11 protein-coding genes are annotated in these 17,393 nt (G+C 34.8%); all 11 read left to right on the top strand.

Annotation, left to right across the window (positions count from 1 at the left end):
• Positions 1–14: 14 nt before the first annotated feature.
• The 11 genes from ACFS3A_RS22610 to ACFS3A_RS22560 all read left to right on the top strand — a co-directional run bounded on the left by ACFS3A_RS22610 (position 15) and on the right by ACFS3A_RS22560 (position 17,387).
• Complete coding sequence (locus tag ACFS3A_RS22610) at positions 15–1,727, top strand: RagB/SusD family nutrient uptake outer membrane protein (protein ID WP_379827846.1); 1,713 nt, start codon at positions 15–17, stop codon at positions 1,725–1,727.
• 28 nt (positions 1,728–1,755) lie between these two features.
• Positions 1,756–2,547 carry a hypothetical protein gene (locus ACFS3A_RS22605; RefSeq protein WP_379827845.1) on the top strand — a complete coding sequence of 264 codons (792 nt, stop codon included), beginning with the start codon at positions 1,756–1,758 and terminating at the stop codon, positions 2,545–2,547.
• 1,119 nt (positions 2,548–3,666) lie between these two features.
• Complete coding sequence (locus ACFS3A_RS22600; RefSeq protein WP_379827844.1) at positions 3,667–6,774, top strand: SusC/RagA family TonB-linked outer membrane protein; 3,108 nt, start codon at positions 3,667–3,669, stop codon at positions 6,772–6,774.
• A gap of 14 nt (positions 6,775–6,788) precedes the next feature.
• Positions 6,789–8,300 (top strand): RagB/SusD family nutrient uptake outer membrane protein, encoded by a 1,512-nt coding sequence (locus ACFS3A_RS22595; protein WP_379827843.1) that lies wholly within the window; start codon positions 6,789–6,791, stop codon positions 8,298–8,300.
• Positions 8,301–8,329: 29 nt separating this feature from the next.
• Positions 8,330–9,205: a hypothetical protein gene (locus tag ACFS3A_RS22590; protein ID WP_379827842.1), complete on the top strand. Its 876-nt coding sequence runs from the start codon at positions 8,330–8,332 to the stop codon at positions 9,203–9,205.
• A gap of 149 nt (positions 9,206–9,354) precedes the next feature.
• The gene (locus ACFS3A_RS22585) at positions 9,355–10,809 is read left to right on the top strand and encodes a glycoside hydrolase family 30 protein (protein ID WP_379827841.1); all 1,455 of its coding nucleotides are present in this window, start codon (positions 9,355–9,357) and stop codon (positions 10,807–10,809) included.
• Between the two features lie 88 nt (positions 10,810–10,897).
• Positions 10,898–12,346, top strand: coding sequence for a glycoside hydrolase family 30 protein (locus tag ACFS3A_RS22580; protein ID WP_379827840.1), 1,449 nt, complete (start codon positions 10,898–10,900; stop codon positions 12,344–12,346).
• A gap of 30 nt (positions 12,347–12,376) precedes the next feature.
• The gene (locus tag ACFS3A_RS22575) at positions 12,377–13,849 is read left to right on the top strand and encodes a glycoside hydrolase family 30 protein (protein WP_379827839.1); all 1,473 of its coding nucleotides are present in this window, start codon (positions 12,377–12,379) and stop codon (positions 13,847–13,849) included.
• Between the two features lie 127 nt (positions 13,850–13,976).
• The gene (locus ACFS3A_RS22570; protein WP_379827838.1) at positions 13,977–15,050 is read left to right on the top strand and encodes a glycoside hydrolase family 16 protein; all 1,074 of its coding nucleotides are present in this window, start codon (positions 13,977–13,979) and stop codon (positions 15,048–15,050) included.
• A 72-nt stretch (positions 15,051–15,122) separates the two neighbouring features.
• A complete protein-coding gene (locus ACFS3A_RS22565; RefSeq protein WP_379827837.1) occupies positions 15,123–15,962 on the top strand; it encodes an endonuclease/exonuclease/phosphatase family protein in 840 nt (279 codons plus the stop codon).
• Positions 15,963–17,387 (top strand): glycoside hydrolase family 30 protein, encoded by a 1,425-nt coding sequence (locus ACFS3A_RS22560; RefSeq protein ID WP_379827836.1) that lies wholly within the window; start codon positions 15,963–15,965, stop codon positions 17,385–17,387.
• Positions 17,388–17,393 lie beyond the last annotated feature (6 nt).

Here is a 17,393-nt window from a genome sequence, read left to right as displayed (position 1 = left end):
TTAATACAATCGAGATGAAAAAACTAAAATATATTATAGCAGTTTCAGCAATTTTTATCGCAACAAGTTGTGATGATTATCTGGATCAGGAAAACCTTGGAGAAAAAGGCTTACTTACATACTATAAAACACCAACAGATATTGAAGAAGCAATGGCAGGCGTTTACAATGCTATTTATACTGTAAATATTCATAGTGAAGAGCAGATAGCAGCCAATCTAATGGATAATATGATGTTAGGTGGTGGTGGACCGGATGATAAGACAGCCAAATGGGTAGATAATTTTGAAGACCCGGCAGAAGATACTTATCATGACATGTGGAAACAGTCTTATAATGGTATTTCAAGAGCGAATGCAATTATAGAAAAAGTTCCATTGGCAGATTTTTCTACCTATTTTAAAACTCCTGCTGAAGCAGAAGATTTTAAGAAACAAGCATTAGGAGAAGCTTTATTTATGAGAGCTTTTTACTACTTCAGATTAGCAAAGTTTTTTGGAGGTGTGCCTCTTATTATGACTTATGATGCTGATAGATATGTAGGTCGATCAACATACCAGGAAACTTTTGCTGTTATCGCTTCGGATTTAAAGGCGGCGATAGCTACAATGCCTGCTACGCCTATCACAAGTATACCAACTGCAAGATACGGGCATGCAAACAAATGGGTTGCCGAGGCATATTTAGCTCGCGTATTTTTATTTTATACAGGATACATGACAAATATTGAAAAACAAGCTACTACAGATTTACCACTTGTTGATGGCGGAGTTATAACAGCAACAGAGGTCACTACTTATTTAAATGATTGTATTAGCAACAGTGGACATAAACTAACTCCGGATTTTAGAAATCTTTGGCCTTATTCTTATGTAAATATAAGTGCTGGAAGCAATGTATTGCCTTGGGCTACCACAGAAGGTTTATCATGGGTTGGACAAGATGGTATTAGTCCGACTTTTGGGACTGGAAACTATGAAACAATGTTTGTACAAAGATTTTCTTTTGGAGACTGGAACTGGTCGAACGGTACAGGTAATATTTATACTAACAGGATGGAATTGTTTAACTCAATGCGTGGTAATTCTCAAGTTCCTTTTGGTGAAGGTTGGGGCTGGTGTACAATAAATCCAAAATTGTATAGTGGATGGTCAGATCTTGATCCAAGAAAGAGAGGTTCCATTCTGGAGGTAGGAAGAGCAGATCAGGGAACGGCAGGTTATGCCAGAGATAAAGGGGATCATGAAACAGGTTTCTTTAATAAAAAATACGCTTCATTACAGCATAATGATGGTACTGGATCAAATGTAGGTATGTTTGTTCAGATGTACAATTGGTCTAATCCGGATATGCAGTTAATGCATGCTCATGATTTTATACTAATGCGTTTTGCAGATGTATTATTAATGCATTCTGAAATTACCAAAACTGCAGATGGTATGAACTTAGTAAGAGCCAGAGCAAAACTTGGTCCTGTAGGATATTCTCTTGATGCAATTAAAGATGAGCGTTTACATGAACTCGCTTTTGAAGCATTACACTGGTTTGATTTACTTCGTTGGGGAGATGTAGAGAGTGCGTTTAATGATGTGATTCAAGTTAGAAATTCTGGTGTAGATGCTAATTACAGTGTGAAATACAGACCGGAGACAAAAGGTTTAGTTCCAATTCCGGAAACAGAAATGAGGGTGTTAAATGGAGTTTATACTCAGAATCCGGGTTGGTAATATTTAATAACTATTAATAATTAGAAAGATGAAAATTTATAATATAAAATATTTATTAATTGCTGCGTTTATGCTGGTCTTTTCAGCATGCGACCCAATTGTAGATGAGCAGCATTTGACAAATTCAACAGATGTCGCAGGAGTTAATTTGAAAGTGACTCACAGCACACCGGGAGGTAATAAAATTACTTTGACTATGGACACTCCGGGTGTTACCGGTTATTGGGATTATAACCTAGGAAAGGCTCTTACAAACGAAGTGACAGTTGTATATCCCATACCTGGTAAATCTACGTTTACTTTTGTTGGAACTTTAGGTGCGGAATTTTTTACTAAAACAATTGATGTTCAGATTGATCAGTTAGATACGCGTCTGGATCAGGCTTGGTATAATCTGGTAAGCGAAAATACTTCAGCGGGTAAAACGTGGGTATTTGATGGAGCAGCGGGTACAGGTGCAGCTTATTGGTTTATGTCACCTCCTGATAATCCTGATTCGGCAATGACCGCATGGTGGAATGCCGGAGACTGTTGTCCTCCTCTTGATGTAAGTGGAAAAATGCATTTTGACTTAGATAAAGCTGCAAACTATAATCATTACCAGACAGCTTCTGCAGCAGCAGAAAAGGGAGGTTTTATTTTAGATCCAGTTAATAAAAAGCTAATTATTCAAAATTCAAAGCTTTTAGGTTATGAAGCTGGTAATACAGCAAATGAGTACAATATTATTACGCTTACAGCAGATAAGTTAGTATTGTATGTTCCAAGAAGTTTAAAAGATCCTGGTACAGGTTGGACATTTGTCTACAAACCTGAATAATATTTTGTGTTAGTTATTTTCGAAAAAGGAAGATTAAAAAATTCCTTTTTCGAATTATATTAACATTTATCTATTTTGCTCAGAAGTACAGAGTAAAATAATGGAAAGTTTAAACTACTATGGTTAGTTTAAGTTAAGTTTATTGCCTGGATAGCCCATAATTTCGATTATGGGCTATTTTTTTTAACATAATATTTATCAGACAGTATTTTATGTTTAATAGAATTCTGTAGTAATATTGACTCTTCTTTAAGTTTGTTTTTTAGTCTTATTTGTCTTTTAAAGTTTAATGAGTAGACAAAATACCTATTGCATTTTTTTCTCCTTATAATTGCCCTTTTACATCATTTGAATGTGTTTTTTGATTTCCTTAGAGATTATTATATTAAGATAATTGAAAATAGTCATCAATTAATCACATCATTTTAAAATGTCAAGTTTTTGTTGTGTAAATACTCTTAATAGTTCATTTAGAGCTAAATTCTTTCACTTAATAGGCTTGTTAGACAATATTCAGATTAGAGAATGATTTGAGCTTAAATTTATCTCTTTGAAGAATTACTTGTCCTGAAATTGGAGATACGACCTTCTATCTTTCAAAATTTAAGTATAAATCCATTTTTATAACTAAAATGAATTCAAAAAAAGAGCTTGAATAAGTTGTTTTTGTGAGTAAAATCTACCTAAATACATGAATATAAGATTTTTCTTCTGTTAAATTTTTTAATGATAATGTAAAAAAAATAACGTAAAAATATCATATTCTCTGTTTTGGTTATTTTGCAGATTTGGCTTGATTTTATGTTTTAAATATTTGTAAAATAAGCATTTATATCTGTTTTTGCGATACTATCACGTTGTAGTTTAATAATTTTTGCAAGTATTTTGATGCCTTATATTTATGTAGTGTTTATTTTTAAAATTAACTTTTCTTTAGTACTACTTTTTGTTTTTTTAAAATGTTCTAAATTAATTGATTACTGTTTTTTTGATGTGTTTTTATAATATTAAAATTTTCAATTTGATGTGTTTTTGTATGGATTTTTAAATGCGAAAAACAAAAAAATAGTTTTAGTATTGCATCGAATTACTAATTAATTAACCAAAATTTTTAGAAAAATGAAATTAACAAAATTACTTGTTTTTTGTATTTCGTCTTTGTTATTCTCGGTTATAGCTGTGGCTCAGGATGTCACAGTAAATGGAATGATAAGCGATGAAAGTGGAATGCCTGTTCCAGGTGCAACCGTTTTATTAAAAGGTACAACTAAATCGACGGCTTCCGATTTTGATGGGAAGTTTCAAATGCAGGTACCTTCAAACGGAACTTTAACAATTACGTTTATTGGTTATACTACAGTTAACGAAGTTGTAAATGGCAGAACAAAAATCTCAATTCAATTAAAACCAGAATCACAATCTTTAAATGAGGTTGTAGTGGTTGGATATGGCACTCAAAAGAAATCTGTTGTTACTGGAGCAATTTCTAGTGTAAAAGCACAAGATCTTGAAAAAGTACCAAACGGACGTGTAGAACAAGCTTTACAAGGTAGAGTTGCCGGTGTTACTATTGCAGCTACTTCCGGACAGCCTGGTGCAGCTTCTAAGGTTCGTATTAGAGGTATAACTACTTTTAGAGAAGGTGGAAACGATCCGTTATGGGTTGTTGACGGAATTGCTATTGATGCAGGTGCTGTTGGTTTTATCAACCAATCTGATATTGAATCTATCGAGGTTCTTAAAGATGCTGCTTCCGCTGCAATTTATGGTACTCGTGCAGCAACTGGAGTTATTTTAGTGACTACTAAAAAAGGAAAGTCAGGAAAAATTTCTGTGAATTATAGTGGTTTTGCAGGAGTTGCAGCTCCGGCAAAAAAATTAAACCTTTTGGATGCAAGTCAATATGCAACAATTATGAATGAAAAGTCTGTTGCAGACGGAGGCACTATAAAGTATGCAAATCCGGCTTCTTATGGTAAAGGTACAGACTGGCAAGATGCGGTTTTTAACAATTCAGCTTTTAGATATACACATGAGCTAAGTTTTAGTGGTGGTGGAGAAAAATCTACTTTTTATGCTTCTTTTGGAGTTCAGGATCAGGAAGGTATCGTTGCAACGGATATTTCAAACTACACAAAGAAAAACTTCCGTTTAAATTCAACGCACAAAATTTCTGACTACTTTACTTTTGGACAAACGTTTGGATATACTCATCAAAAAACAAAGGATATTGGAAATATTAACAGTGAATTTGGTGGTGTACTAAGTTCTGCAATTAACTTAGATCCTATAACTCCTCTAATCGCAGATCCTTCAGTAATTGGTTCAGGTTTTTATAACAGTCCAAATATTGTTTTGGATTCTCACGGAAATCCTTACGGTATTTCTCCGGTAGTACAACAGGAGATGACAAATCCACTAGCTTATACACAAACTAGATTAGGTGGTTATAACTGGTCTGATGATTTTGTTGGGAATGCTTATTTAGAAGCAAATATTACAAGTCATTTAAAAGTAAGATCTACACTTGGAGGTAAATTGGCTTACTGGGGTAATGAAATGTTTACTCCAACATTCTACCTAAATCCTAATATGAAAGCGGATAGAAACAATTATAGCCAGAATAATGAAAAAGCATTTGCATGGAATATAGAAAACACGCTTAATTATTCTAACAAATTTGGGGATCACTCTATTAATGCTTTAGTAGGACAAGGTGCTTATGTAGAAAACATTGGAAAAACAATTGGTACTACATTCTATGGTCTGCCAATTACAAGCTATAAAGATGCTTCGTGGAATTTTAACCTTCCACAAGATGATATGGTGAGTAGAGCAAGTGATAAAATTGAGCATAAGTTATCATCTTTATTTTTCCGTCTAAACTACGATTACAAAGAAAAATATCTATTTACAGGAATTGTTCGTCGTGACGGTTCAACAAGATTTGGAGAGAACAAGAAATTTGGAGTTTTCCCTTCATTCTCTTTAGGATGGGTAATTTCGAAAGAAGGATTCTGGAAAGAGAACAATATCGTTAATACTTTAAAACTTCGTGGAGGTTATGGAGTTGTAGGAAATGATAATATTTGGGATTTTAAATATAGAGGTTTAGTTGTTGGAGGATACAATTACGCTGTTGGAAATGAAGGAACAATTACTACAGGTTATGGAAACTCTACTTTGCCAAATGCAGATTTAGGATGGGAAGAAACATCACAGACTACTGTTGGTCTTGATGCTAAACTTTTTAATGACTTCACTCTTACTTTAGACTATTATAAAAAGAGAACTACCGGAATCTTAAGAGACGTTGTTATTCCTGGTTACGTTGGAGTTGTTGATGCGCCAGCCGCTAATATTGCTGATATGAACAACAGTGGTTTTGAGGTTGAAGCAGGATACAAGAAAAGACTTGGTGATTTTAATTTAGGGGTTAATGCCAATTTTGCCTATTTGAAAAATGAAGTTACTTACGTAGGATCTTCTACAAACTTTATTGCTGGGGATGCTAGTTTCCAATCTATGGGGCAAGTAACAAGAACTCAGGTTGGACATTCATTTAATGAGTTTTACGGTTTTAAAACTGCTGGAATTTTTCAAAATGAAGCAGAAGTTGCAGCTTACAAAAATGCTTCAGGTGGTTTAATTCAACCAAATGCAAGACCAGGTGATTTCCGTTGGGTAGATAATAATGGAGATGGAGTAATTACAGATGATGATAAGCAATACTTAGGAACTAACATCCCTAAATATACTTTCGGATTTACTGTAAACTTAGACTACAAAAACTTTGATTTCATGGCGTTTACTCAAGGAGCCGCAGGAAGCAAAATCTTCCAGGGATTAAGAAGACTTGATATGTTAACAGCTAACTATCAAACAGAAGCTTTAGGACGTTGGGTTGGAGAAGGAACTTCAAACGATTATCCTAGATTGACTAACAATGATCCAAACAAAAACTTCAGTAATATGTCTGATTTCTACCTTGAAAACGGAAACTATTTACGTTTGAAAGTTGTTACTCTTGGATATACAATGCCAACTGGTTTATCATCTAAAGTTGGTGCAGACAGAATTCGTTTTTACGTAACTGGAGAAAATTTAATCACTTTCACAAAATATACTGGTTATGATCCAGAAATTGGAGGTCAGGTTTTCGGTGTAGATAAAGGTGTTTATCCACAAGCAAGATCTATTCTGTTAGGAGCTAACGTTCAATTTTAAAAATTAAAAGAATTATGAAAACTATAAAATTTAAATATATATACTTTGCCGTAGCACTGGCAGCCTTAGCAGGAGCTTGTTCTGAAGATTTTGTGAGCATTGATCCAAAAGGACAATTCGATTCAAGTACCTACTTTTCTAACGAACAGCAATGTTATGCAGCCTTAATTGGAGTTTATGATCCATTAAGAAAAAATACTGGTGGTTTCGAAAATCTGGTAGCTATGCTAAATGCAGGTTCGGATGATTTTTATGCCGGAGGTGGTAGCGCAACAGATGGAAACGGAATCCAGAACTTTTCTACGCACTCTCTTACATCAATTAGTATTCCAAGTAGTTACTGGGATGATCATTATCAGGGTGTTTCAAGAGCTAATATGTTAATCTCTAAACTTCCGACGGCAACTATGTCTGATAACGTAAGAGCAAGATTTACTGCAGAAGCAAAAGCATTAAGAGCATTTTATTATTTTAATCTGGTAAGATTATTCAAGAATATTCCATTGGTTTTGGTTCCTTTAAATACTCAGACTATCTATGATCCGGAGCAAGTTACACCAGAAGTAATTTATGCGCAAATAGAAAAAGACTTATTAGAAGCTATTCCGGCTTTGCCTAATACTCTTGATGCAAAAACAGAATCTGGAAGATTTAACAAAGGAACAGCTCAGGCAATTCTTGGAAAAGTTTATTTGTTTGAAAACAAAAAGACTGAAGCTGCAGCTGTATTAGCCGAAGTAAATGGTACACCGGGAGCAACAAATCAATACGGAAATAAATTGCTTACTAAGTTTAGTGATTTATGGGTAACATCAAACAAGTTTAATGCAGAATCTATATTAGAAGTATCTCATAGTAGTGCCGGTAATTCTGACTGGGGATTCTGGGGACAAGGTAAAGACGAAGGAAACTCTTTAAACGTTATGGTTGGACCAAGAGGTTATTCAAGACCTGAAAAATCTGACGCACCAGATCTTCCTGCAGGTTGGGCATTTAACGTGGCAACTCAGAAATTGTATGATGCAATGAAAACAGATCCAAGATTTGAAGCCACTATTTTTGATTTGAAAGCTTTAAAAGCAGCTGGTAAAGCAGATTATATCCCAGCTTATCATGATACAGGTTATTTCCTTAACAAATATCTTCCAAGACAATCTGATGTAAGAACCGGAGGAGGAGCTGCTGAGTTGAACTACAAGCAAAATTCTTATGTAATCAGACTTGCGGATACTTACTTAATGGAAGCAGAAGCTTTAGGTTCCGGAGCAAGAGCACAAGCTTTACTAGATGCTGTTAGAGCAAGAGTTGGATTGCCATCTGTTCCTGTTACATTAGCTGCTATTAAAAATGAGCGTAGAATGGAATTGGCTGGAGAAGGACACAGATTTTTTGACTTAGTAAGATGGGGAGATGCCGCTGCAGCATTATCAGACAGAGGTTTTGATGCAGGTACAGATGAGATTTTTCCAATTCCTTTCAAAGAGTTAAACGGTACTAAATTGAAACAAAATCCTAATTATCAATAGTATTCTCTAACCAATAAACCAAAAACAAAATGAATCTAAATATAAATTTCAGAAAGAGTGTATACCTAATGCTAGTTTTAGCATTAGGCACGCTAAATAGCTGTGATGACAGTGTTGATACAAATCCGCTTACAGCTACCGATGTTGATGCTTCGTTTACTATAACGCCGGTTGAAGGAGCAATGAATACCTATCTTCTAACCGCTCAGACAAAAGGAGTTATTTTATCAAAATGGGATACTGGAGACGGAGCTTCAGTTGGAAAAATGAATCAGGTAATTTCTTTGCCGGATGCTGGTACTTACACTATTACGCATACTGCTATTGGAGCAGGTGTTGCAACCGGAACTGCTTCTAAACAAATTATTGTAGAAAAAACAGACCCGGCTAAAGGAAACTTAGTACAGGGAGGAACTTTTGCTACAGCAGCAGATCAGGCTAAATGGACAAATGCAAAATTAAGTCCATCAGGTGCTGCTTTTTGGTCTTTCGGTGCCAATGGTGCTACAATTTATTCACCTGGAGGATGGGCTCAGGAAGGACTTTATCAGGCTATCGAAGTTGTAAAAGACAGAGAATATACAGTGGATATGACAGTTTCTTGTCCTAGTGGTTTAAAAGAAACTTTTTTTGAAGTCTATGCAGGTACATCAGTGCCAAAACCAGGTGTTGAGTACAAAGATAACTTAGTGATGGGTATAGGTACTTGGGATGGTTGTGGATTATCTAAGTTTTCAGGAAGATTATCCGGAGTTGGATGCAAGAAAAACGCTGTAACTAACACCGTTTCTAATGTTGTTAAATTCGCTCAAAGCGGAACAATCTATCTTTTAATCAGATCCGGAAGCAACGCTACGGGTAATGAACCAATTACTGTTACAAAGGTTGAATTTAGAGGAAAATAAAGAGTTAAGTTTAAGTTTAAGTTTAAGTTTGGTTGTAAAATAGCCCGTAATCATTATGAGTATGGGCTATTTTTAAATTCTTTAAAAGGATTAGAATCAGGTTTAGATTTCTCCAGAACTTCAATTAAAACAAAAATAATTGGGAGCAAATGAAAAAAAATAGTCTAAAAATTTTATGCCTTTTGTTTGCTGGTGCGGCTTTTGCGCAACAGCCAAAAACAAAAAAAGAATTTACAACCAATGGTAAAAAAGTAACCGTTTATACTACAGCAGAGAACTCAAAGTTAAGATTGACATCAACAGATAATTTGACTTTTTTTGCAGCAAAACAACCTCTGGAAACTGAAACATCTGTATTTGTAGAACCAGCTAAAAAGTTTCAGACTTTTATGGGAATTGGTGGCGCTATTACTGATGCAAGTGCCGAAATATTTGCCAAACTCTCAAAAGAAAAACAAGCAGAATTCTTAAACGCTTATTACGATCAGCAAAAAGGAATTGGCTATTCTCTGCTAAGAACAACAATTCAAAGTTCTGATTTTAGCAGTGGAAGCTATTCTTACATCGAAGAAGGGGATAAAGAATTAAAAACATTTTCTATTGAACATGACAGACAATATAGAATTCCTTTAATAAAACAAGCAATTCAAAAAGCGGGCGGAAAATTAACTACATATGTAGCGCCGTGGTCTCCAAATGCTTTTATGAAAAGCAATAAAAATGTTCTAAAAGGAGGGACTTTACTTCCCGAATACTATCAGACCTGGGCAAATTTTTATGTGAAGTTTATCAAAGCATACGAAAAAGAAGGAATTCCAATTTGGGGAACTTCTACTCAGAATGAACCAATGGCAGTACAGACTTGGGAATCTTGTATTTACACCGCCGAAGCCGAAAGAGATTTTATCAAAAACTATCTTGGACCTACTTTGAAAAAAGAAAATCTTGGAAATAAAAAAATCATTGTTTGGGATCATAACCGTGACTTAATGAACTACCGTGCAAATGTAATTTACTCAGATCCTGAAGCAGCAAAATATGTTTGGGGAATGGGTTTTCACTGGTACGAAACCTGGTCTGGCGGAGCACCAATGTTTGACAACGTTGGTAAAGTAAATGAAGCTTATCCAGACAAAAAACTAATGTTTACAGAAGGATGTATCGAAAAATTTGATGCATCAAAATATCAATTTTGGGGCAATGCAGAGCGTTATGGAATCAACATGATAAATGATTTCAACAATGGTACTGTTGCCTGGACAGACTGGAATATTTTACTGGATCAAAACGGAGGACCAAATCATGTTGGAAACTTTTGTTTTGCACCAATTCACGCCGACACAACTACAGGCGAGTTAATTTACACACCGTCTTATTTTTACATTGGACATTTTTCTAAGTTCATTCGTTTAAATGCAGTCAGAGTAAGTACAGCAACAAGTCGAAGCGCGTTATTAAGCACATCATTTTTAAATACTGACGGAACAATGGCAACCATTGTCATGAACCAGTCTGCAAATGAGCTTACTTATAATTTGATTATCGGAGCTGAAAAAACGGTAGTTAAAATTCCGGCAAGAGCAATACAAACACTTGTTTATTAATATTTTGTAGTTAAGTATAGAGGAGGACTAATTTGAATCATCCGGATTAGTCTTCTCTTACTTTTAATTTAAAGACTTTTTAAACAGCATGAAAACAAAACAAATCTTTCTATCAGCCTTTATCCTAATACAATTAAGCTGTTTTACATCAAAACTGACAGCTCAAAAAAACAGTAAAATAAAGGTTTTTACGACTGCAGAAAACTCTAATTTGAAATTGTCATTATCCAATGATTTAATTTCAAACAACAACACTACACAACAAAAAAAATCAACAGTATCTATAAAAATAGATACTGGAAAAACAGACCAGACTTTTATCGGAATTGGAGGCGCAATTACAGATGCAAGCGCAGAAGTTTTTGCCAAATTATCTCCTAAAAGACAAAAAGAATTTCTAGCTGCCTATTACGATAAAAACAAAGGAATTGGTTACACTTTAGCAAGAACGAATATTCACAGCTGTGATTTCAGCAGTGACAGTTATACCTATGTTTCAGAAGGTGATAAAGAGTTGAAGACTTTCAACATAGATCACGATAGAAAATATAGAATTCCATTAATCAAAAAAGCAATTGAAACAGCCGGCGGAAAACTAACCTTATTTGTCAGTCCATGGAGTCCCCCAGCTTTTATGAAAGATAATAACGATATTTTACACGGCGGCGTTTTGTTGCCTGAGTTTGCCTCTTCATGGGCTTTATATTATGCTAAATTTATTAAGGCTTATGAGAAAGAAGGAATTCCGGTTTGGGGATTAACGATTCAGAATGAGCCAATGGCAAAACAAAGATGGGAATCGTGTATTTATACGCCGGAAGCGGAGAGAGATTTTCTTAAAAATTATTTAGGACCAACTTTAGAAAAAGAAGGACTAGGTTCTAAAAAGATTATTATCTGGGATCATAACAGAGGAGACATGTTAGAGAAACGTGCTAATCTGGTTTTCTCAGATCCGGAAGTTTCAAAATATACATGGGGAATTGGATTTCACTGGTATGAAACCTGGAACGGCGGGCCTCCACAATTTGAATCTGTAGCAAAAGTACACGAATCTTTTCCAAACAAAAATCTAATATTTACAGAAGGCTGTATTGAAAAATTTGATGCATCAAAGTATCAATTTTGGGGAAATGCAGAACGTTACGGACTCAATATGCTTAATGATTTCAATAATGGAACTGTGGCCTGGACAGACTGGAATATTCTTTTAGATCAAAATGGAGGTCCTAATCATGTTGGTAATTTCTGTTTTGCACCCATTCATGCCGATACTACAAAAGATGAATTAATCTATACTCCGATGTATTATTATATTGGACATTTCTCCAAATTTATCAGGCCAAATGCTAAAAGAGTTTTAGAAACAGTAAGTGATAAATCGTTATTAAGTACTTCTTTTAAAAATTCTGACGGACAATTGATTATCATAGTGATGAACCAATCTGAAAAAGAGATTGTTTATTCTTTAGAAAATCAAAATGTAAAAAATACTATTACAATTCCAGCACATGCGATACAAACTATAGTGTACTAAATGTGCGACTCTAACCTAAAAACCACAAAAATGAAATTGAATATTAAAAATACCATAAAAGCATTTTTCTTTATGACAGCCGTACTGGCTCAGGTAAAATGTTCTTCTTCCAACGATGCAGTTGAGAATCCGCCAGTAGTGAACCCACCTGTGGTAAATCCGCCGGCGACGACAAACGATGTTGATTTTTGGCTTACAAAAGGGGACCAAAGTGTTTTACTGGCAAAACAATCCGGAATATTAGGATTCGGAACAACAGTAAATGCATACAGTACTATAGAGGTTAAAGATTCTCAGAAATATCAAACCGTTGATGGTTTTGGTTACACATTAACCGGAGGAAGTGTCGATGTAATCAATCAATTAAATCCAACAAGAAGAACTGCCCTTTTGCAGGAATTATTTGGTTCAGGCGAAAATGCAATCGGAGTAAGTTATATCAGAATAAGTATCGGAGCTTCAGATTTAAACGCTGCACCTTTTACTTACAATGATCTTGCAACAGGAGAAACAGATTTAAATCTGGCTAAATTTAGTTTAGAAAAAGACAAAAATCTAATTGTGATGCTAAAAGAAATTCTGGCAATTAATCCTAAAATCTTAATCTTAGCCACGCCTTGGTCGGCTCCAATTTGGATGAAAGATGTAAACAGTTTTAAAGGAGGAAAACTGAAAACAGAATATTATGATGTTTATGCAAAATATTTTGTGAAATATATTCAGCAGATGAAAGCAGAAGGAATCACTATTGATGCGGTAACACCTCAGAACGAACCACTTCACGACGGCAACAATCCAAGTATGTATATGTCTGCAGTTGATCAGGGAAATTTTATTAAAAATAATTTAGGACCAGCATTCAAAGCAGCAAGCTTAAATGTGAAAATTATTGCTTACGATCATAACTGTGATAATCCAAATTATCCAAAAACCATTTTGGCCGATGCTGATGCTTTTCCTTATGTTGACGGATCTGCATTCCACTTGTATGCGGGAGATATTAGTGCTTTGCTTAATGTTTATAATTCTTATCCAACAAAAAATGTGTATTTCACAGAACAATGGACTTCTTCAGAAGGGCAGTTTGCAGGTGATTTAAAATGGCATCTTCGAAATGTAATTATCGGTTCAATGAGAAATTATAGCAAAAATGCATTAGAATGGAACGTTGCTAATAATGCAAGTTTTGGTCCTCATACGGATGGTGGTTGTACAATGTGTAAAGGTGCGATAACCATAACTTCCGGGGATACTTATCAGCGTAATGTGGCTTATTATATTATTGCCCATGCTTCAAAATTTGTTCCAATGGGTTCTGTTAGAATCGAAAGTAATTCTGGAGGAAACCTGCAAAATGTAGCTTTTATAACTCCTTCAGGAACAAAAGTTTTAATTGTTGAAAATGATGGAAGTGCAACAGAAACTTTCAATATCAAATTTAACGGAAAATGGGTCGCAACTTCTCTTGAAGGAGGATCTGTTGGAACTTATACCTGGAAATAAAAATTTGAGAAAAAATAGTTTCAATCTGAACTATTTTGACTTTGTTTTGGGTAAAACAAAAAAGTAGAGAAAATAATATTTATCTTGATAGTCAATTTATTAACTAAACCACTAAAAATAAATAAAGATGAAAATAATCAATCTCGCAAATAGAGCTGGACTGTTTACTTTAATTCTGTTATTCGTATTTCAGTCTTGTAGCAGTAGTAATGATTCCACTGATACTCCTGAAGTAGTAACACCTGATAAAATTACGGTTCAGGTTGATATAATAGGAAAAACGGCTGAATTGCCAAATGGAGATGGCAGCGGAAAAATAAAATTGAATATTACAGCTGCAAATGCAAAATCGTATAAGGTAAAGATTAATAATGAAACAAAAGAGTTTACAACAAACGATTTTACCTACGAATTTACAGAACCTGGAACAAAAGTATATACCATCGAAGTTACAGCTTTTGATGGTTTAAAATATACAAATGCTTCTACTACAGTAAACATTTTCGTAGCAAGAAAACTAATTTTTTCAGATGAGTTCGATGTTAATGGCGCACCAAATCCTGATAAATGGGATTACAATACAGGAACCGGGGACGGCTGGGGAAATAATGAATTACAATATTATACCAAACGTCCGGAAAATGTAATCGTAGAGAATGGAATCTTAAAAATTAAGGCAATTAGAGAGGATTATATGGGAAGCCAGTTTACCTCTGCAAGAATTTTGACCAGAGGGAAATTTTCATTCAAATACGGAAGAGCAGAAATACGTGCAAAACTGCCTGTTGGCGGAGGAACCTGGCCTGCATTCTGGCTTTTGGGAGACAACCTTGATACTGTAGGCTGGCCGGCTTGTGGCGAAATTGATATTTTAGAATCAGTTGGAAATAATCCTAATGTAATTCATTCATCATTACATTCTCCGGGCCGTTCAGGAAATACACCGGATACAGCGACAACTACAAATCCGACTTCGGCTACAGCTTATCATATTTATGCCGCAGAATGGAGTGCAGAAAGCATTAAGTTTTATGTAGATGACAATTTATTTTATACCTATAAAAATTCGACTACAACACCATTTAATGCTAAGTTTTTTGTGATTCTAAATTTTGCAATGGGAGGAAATTTTGGTGGAGCAGTAGATCCAAATTTCAAAAATGCGACTTACGAAATTGATTATGTAAGAGTGTACAATTAACATAACTTTTAAATGGATTTTTTTCTCTAAAGCATCGTAAAGACTAGCTTTACGGGATTAAAATTTTTAAACATGAAAAAGATAAACAAACTTCTTTTAGCATTATTATTCCTTTTAGCAGGAAATTCATTTTATGGTCAAAACCTGAAAATTATGACCTATAATATTCGTCTGGATGTTGAATCTGATGGAGAAAATGCATGGCCAAAACGAAAGGATTATTTTAATGCACAGATCCGTTTTTACAGTCCGGACATTTTTGGAGTTCAGGAAGCAACGCCAAATCAGGTGACAGATATTGCATCGGCTCAGCCAAATTATAACCGATTTGGAGTAGGAAGAGAAGAAGGAGGATTGGGTGAAGCAAGTTGTATTTATTACAAAAAAGATCGTTTTAAAGTAGAACAATCCAATACTTTCTGGCTTTCTGAAACGCCAGATGTAGTTTCCAGAGGCTGGGATGCCGCTTGCAACCGAGTTTGTACTTACGGACTTTTTAAAGATTTAAAAACAAAAAAGACGTTTTGGGTTTTTAATCTTCATTTGGATCATATGGGAGAAGTAGCCAGAGTAAAAGGTGTACAGCTTGTTTTGTCTAAAATTGAAGCATTAAATATAAAAAAATATCCTGTTTTTTTAATGGGAGATTTTAACTCAGAACCGGACACAAAACAAATTAAAGAGATCAAAAACGTAATGAATGACACCAAAGACGTTTCTAAAGAAAAACCGTTTGGACCGTCAGGAACTTTCAATGATTTCAAACATAACGAGCCCGTAACATTATTATTGGATTACATTTTTGTATCAAAAAATAGCGGACTTACAATTCAGAAACACGCAGTGTTAAGTGATTCAAAAGATTTAAAATATCCATCGGATCATTTGCCTGTTTTAATAGAAATAGATTAAATGAAAAACATCAACAAAAAACTTCAAATTCTGGTTTTACTGCCTTTAATTGCAATGCAGTTAAACTGTGGATCTTCAAAAAACGGAACGGTTAATTCAGGAAAAGTAGCATCCTGGATTACGACTACAGACGAAACATCAAAACTTAAAAAACAGCCTGATTTAGTTTTCGGTTCAGAAACAAATTCAAATCAGACAATTGAGATAAATTCAGCAGAGAAATTCCAAACCATTGAAGGTTTCGGGTTTTCTTTAACAGGAGGAAGTGCTCAGGCGATTATCAAACTGGACAAATCAAAAAGAGAAGCATTGCTTCAGGAATTGTTTTCCAGAAAAGATGATGCGATTGGTTTAAGTTATTTAAGATTGAGTATTGGAGCATCTGATTTGAATGAAAAAGTTTTTTCGTATGATGATATGCCGGAAGGCCAAACCGATTTAAATCTGGAGCATTTTAATTTGGGTCCGGATTTAAACGATGTCATTCCTGTTTTAAAAGAAATTTTAGCCATAAATCCGAAAATTAAAATAATGGGGTCTCCGTGGTCGCCTCCAGTTTGGATGAAAGACAACGGAAGCTCAAAAGGAGGAAGCTTACAGCCAAAATACTATGGAGTATATGCGCAGTATTTTGTGAAATATATTCAGGCAATGAAATCGCATGGAATTACAATTGACGCAATTACACCACAAAATGAACCATTACACCCAGGAAATAATCCGAGTTTGTTAATGCTGGCTGAACAGCAGGCCGATTTTATTGGAAATCATTTAGGCCCCGCTTTCGCGAAAGCAGGAATCAAAACCAAAATCATCGTTTACGACCACAATTGTAATAAACCGGAATATCCTTTAACAATCCTGAAAGATCCAAAAGCAAATCCATTTGTGACAGGTTCAGCTTTTCACTTGTATGAAGGAGATATTAGTGCTTTGACTACTGTTCATAATGCTTTTCCGGATAAAGATTTGTATTTTACCGAACAATATACAGGTTCAGAAAGTAATTTTGAAAACGATTTGAAATGGAGTGTGAAAAATGTAGTAATTGGTTCTATGCGTAACTGGAGTAAAAATGCACTTTCATGGGGATTGGCAAATGATGAGTTTTATAAACCTTTTACACCAGGAGGATGTTCAACCTGTAAAGGAGCTTTGATGATTGATCAGAATCAAAACATTAAAAGAGAAGTAGGATATTATATTATCGGACATGCTTCTAAATTTGTTCCGGAAGGTTCAGTGAGAATTGGAAGTAATATTGCAGGAAAATTGCAGAATGTTGCTTTCAAAACTCCATCAGGACAAATAGTTTTAATTGTTGAAAATGATGGAGCTTCGGCTGAGACATTTAATATTAAATACAACCAAAAACAAACTTCAACCTCACTAAACGCAGGTGCAGTTGCGACTTACGTTTGGTAAAAATGT

The sequence above is a fragment of the Flavobacterium notoginsengisoli genome (assembly GCF_042686225.1).
GTDB classification, from domain to species: domain Bacteria; phylum Bacteroidota; class Bacteroidia; order Flavobacteriales; family Flavobacteriaceae; genus Flavobacterium; species Flavobacterium notoginsengisoli.
This window is presented reverse-complemented; position numbering and strand designations above follow the sequence as displayed.

Excerpts from the sequence above, each read along its gene's own strand:
- ACFS3A_RS22595 (WP_379827843.1), top strand. The coding sequence starts at position 6,789 with ATGAAAACTATAAAATTTAAATATATATACTTTGCCGTAGCACTGGCA.
- ACFS3A_RS22580 (WP_379827840.1), top strand. The coding sequence starts at position 10,898 with ATGAAAACAAAACAAATCTTTCTATCAGCCTTTATCCTAATACAATTA.
- ACFS3A_RS22600 (WP_379827844.1), top strand. The coding sequence starts at position 3,667 with ATGAAATTAACAAAATTACTTGTTTTTTGTATTTCGTCTTTGTTATTC.
- ACFS3A_RS22570 (WP_379827838.1), top strand. The coding sequence starts at position 13,977 with ATGAAAATAATCAATCTCGCAAATAGAGCTGGACTGTTTACTTTAATT.
- ACFS3A_RS22585 (WP_379827841.1), top strand. The coding sequence starts at position 9,355 with ATGAAAAAAAATAGTCTAAAAATTTTATGCCTTTTGTTTGCTGGTGCG.
- ACFS3A_RS22590 (WP_379827842.1), top strand. The coding sequence starts at position 8,330 with ATGAATCTAAATATAAATTTCAGAAAGAGTGTATACCTAATGCTAGTT.
- ACFS3A_RS22560 (WP_379827836.1), top strand. The coding sequence starts at position 15,963 with ATGAAAAACATCAACAAAAAACTTCAAATTCTGGTTTTACTGCCTTTA.
- ACFS3A_RS22605 (WP_379827845.1), top strand. The coding sequence starts at position 1,756 with ATGAAAATTTATAATATAAAATATTTATTAATTGCTGCGTTTATGCTG.
- ACFS3A_RS22575 (WP_379827839.1), top strand. The coding sequence starts at position 12,377 with ATGAAATTGAATATTAAAAATACCATAAAAGCATTTTTCTTTATGACA.
- ACFS3A_RS22565 (WP_379827837.1), top strand. The coding sequence starts at position 15,123 with ATGAAAAAGATAAACAAACTTCTTTTAGCATTATTATTCCTTTTAGCA.
- ACFS3A_RS22610 (WP_379827846.1), top strand. The coding sequence starts at position 15 with ATGAAAAAACTAAAATATATTATAGCAGTTTCAGCAATTTTTATCGCA.